The 2715-nt window shown below is 55.8% G+C and carries 4 protein-coding genes; all 4 read left to right on the plus strand.

The genetic code is table 11. The features are described 5' to 3' along the window. Nucleotides 1-143: 143 nt before the first annotated feature. Nucleotides 144-413 (plus strand): hydrogenase subunit MbhD domain-containing protein, encoded by a 270-nt coding sequence (locus tag ARB69_RS25180; RefSeq protein WP_025657863.1) that lies wholly within the window; start codon nucleotides 144-146, stop codon nucleotides 411-413. Next, nucleotides 410-1366 (plus strand): hydrogen gas-evolving membrane-bound hydrogenase subunit E, encoded by a 957-nt coding sequence (gene mbhE, locus ARB69_RS25185; RefSeq protein ID WP_025657862.1) that lies wholly within the window; start codon nucleotides 410-412, stop codon nucleotides 1364-1366. The genes ARB69_RS25180 and mbhE overlap by 4 nt, the downstream gene beginning before the upstream one ends. Nucleotide 1367: 1 nt before the next feature. Next, nucleotides 1368-1742: a sodium:proton antiporter gene (locus tag ARB69_RS25190; protein WP_025657861.1), complete on the plus strand. Its 375-nt coding sequence runs from the start codon at nucleotides 1368-1370 to the stop codon at nucleotides 1740-1742. After that, on the plus strand, nucleotides 1739-2715 hold a 977-nt coding region (locus tag ARB69_RS25195), incomplete at its 3' end, for a complex I subunit 5 family protein (RefSeq protein WP_278314401.1). The genes ARB69_RS25190 and ARB69_RS25195, both read left to right, overlap by 4 nt.

The following is a 2715-nucleotide window of genomic DNA, read 5'->3' on the forward strand; positions in this document are numbered from 1 at the left end:
TCCCCGGTTGCGGCCCATATGGTGGTGAAGCTGGAAGTGCTGTCCCGGGAAAAGATGGAGGACTGCTGTCCGGTTGAGGCAGCGGAAGAGGTGAAGGCGTGCTGCCCGTCAGAACAGGCAGAAGAGATAAAGGAGGGGGAAGCATGACAGTCATTACCTGGATCTTATTGGTGTTTCTGGTGCTGTGCGCAGCAGCGGTCAGCTTCCATAAGAACCTGTTGAATTCCATCCTGATTTTTATGGCCTACAGCCTGATCATGTCGATCCTGTGGATGATCATGGAGTCGCCGGACCTGGCGATTACAGAGGCGGCGGTAGGCGCGGGAGTGACGTCCCTTTTATTTTTTGTAACTTTGAAGAAGATCAAAGGGATCTCAGCTGAGAAGGATGACGAAAAGGAGAAGGAAGAATGAGCAGAAAACGTCCGCAGGAGGAGTACAATGAAAGCCTGTCCGGCCGGTTCAAGCGGTGGCTGGACGGGGAAAAGGACCCCTTTGTGGGGACCCTGGAGATGAAGCCCCCGGCCCCGGTGCAGGAGCCAGAGGAGCCGTATGGTCCCTCCGACTATGAAGCGATCAGAAAAAAGAGCCGGGACTATCCCCGGAATAAAAGGCTGAAAGGGTATGGGCATGTGTACCGCACGGTGAGCGTGGCAGTGTGCCTGCTGCTGATTGGGATCCTGGTGTATGCGGTGTCCTTCCTCCCCTCCGTGGGGGCAGAGTCCAACCCAGCCAATAATGAAGTGCCTGCGCGTTATATTACCCAGGGGCTGGAGGAGACGGGTTCCGTGAACCTGGTGACGGGGATGATCCTGACGTACCGTGCCTTTGATACCTTTGGGGAGACCACGGTGCTGTTTATCGCGACCTGCTGCGTCATGATCCTTTTGATGGTGGAGAATGAGGAGAAGCGCAGGAAACTGAAGCTGGATGACTACGGCCTGGAGCCTCTGGAGGACACGGTGCTGAAGAAGGTGGCGAAGGTGGTATGCCCGGTGATTTTTTTATTTGGGATCTATATCATCTTAAACGGGCATCTGTCACCGGGGGGCGGGTTCTCGGGGGGCGCGGTGATCGGCGCGGGGATGATCCTTTACGCGGCGTCTTTCGGGTTTCCCAGGACCCAGCGGTTCTTCAATGAAAAGATCTATGTGATCGTGAAGGTGACAGCCCTGCTGCTCTACGGCCTGATCGCCCTGCACTTTTTCTACACGGGGGCCAACGGGCTGGAACACCTTTTCCCGCTGGGGGAGCCCGGGGCTATTTTAAGCGGGGGGATCATCCTGCCCATCAATATCTGCGTGGGGACAGAGGTGGCATGTACAATCTATGCATTTTATGCATTGTTCCGGAGAGGGGGGCTGTAAGATGGGAAGCCATTTAACGGCAAATTTCATAGAGGTGGTGGCGGTCATTTTGTTTGGGATCGGGTTTACGGACCTGTTCCTGCATAAGAACCTGATCAAAAAGATCATCGGCCTGAATATCATGGATACGGCGGTGTACCTTTTCCTTGCGGTAAAGGGGTACATCAAGGGGCTCAAAGCGCCCATCATCGTGGACGGGGTGCAAAGCGTGGAGGCCTACATCAACCCGGTGCCCAGCGGGCTTGTGCTGACGGGGATCGTGGTGTCGGTGTCGGTGACGGCGCTGATGCTGGCGCTGACTATCTGCCTGTATCAGAGATACCACACGCTGGACCTGGATAAGATATCGCTCAAGATAAGGGAGAAGGAAGAATGAGTTTTGTACAGAATGTGCCCTGTTTTTCGATTTTAGCCGTCATGTTTGCGGCGATCATCACGTCCGCGCTGAAAGGGAAAGCGGCCCGGCGGCTCAGCCTGTGCATGACGGGGGCAGTGGGGGTGATGTCCGCCTTCCTGCTGGCGTTTTTGATGGGGACGGGGGAGAGCTATGTGTATGTGATGGGCCACTTCCCGGCGCCCTGGGGAAACGAACTGCGTGCGGGCATGCTGGAGGCGGCCATGGCGCTTTTATTCTGCGTGATCATGCTGCTGGCTTTGTGGGGCGGCATGGAAGAGGCGCGCAGGGACCTGGAAGCGGATAAGGCGAATTTTTACTATATCATGGCGGACCTGATGCTGGCGTCCAACCTGGCGCTGGTATATACCAATGACCTTTTTACCGCCTATGTGTTTGTGGAGATCAATACCATTGCAGCCTGCGGGCTGATCCTGGGGAAATTCAATGACCTGACCATTGCGGCGGGGGTGCGCTATATGATCATGAGCCTCATGGGCTCGGGGCTTTTGCTGCTTGGCATCAGCTTCTTCTACGATATGACCGGGCACCTGCTCCTGAGCAACATTAAGGAGAGCATCCTGCTGCTGTGGCAGACCGGGGAATACCGGGTGCCGCTGATCGTGACCATCGGTCTTGTGAGCGTGGGGCTTGCCATTAAGAGCGCCCTGTGGCCCTTCCATGCGTGGCTGCCCAATGCTTACGGGAATGCCACGGCGTCCTCATCGGCCATGCTTTCCAGTATCGTATCCAAAGGCTATATCTTCCTGCTGGTGAAGGTCATCTACCGGGTGACGGGGGCGGAAGTGTTTGCAGGAAGTGAGATTATCAATGTGCTGTTTGTATTCGGGATCATCGGCATGGTGCTGGGGTCCCTGGATGCGGTGCGGCAGAAGAACCTGCGGAGGATGGTTGCCTATTCCTCCGTGGCACAGATTGGTTATATTTTCATGGG

It is taken from the genome of Faecalicatena contorta (assembly GCF_001404335.1).
GTDB classification, from domain to species: Bacteria; Bacillota; Clostridia; order Lachnospirales; family Lachnospiraceae; genus Faecalicatena; species Faecalicatena contortus_B.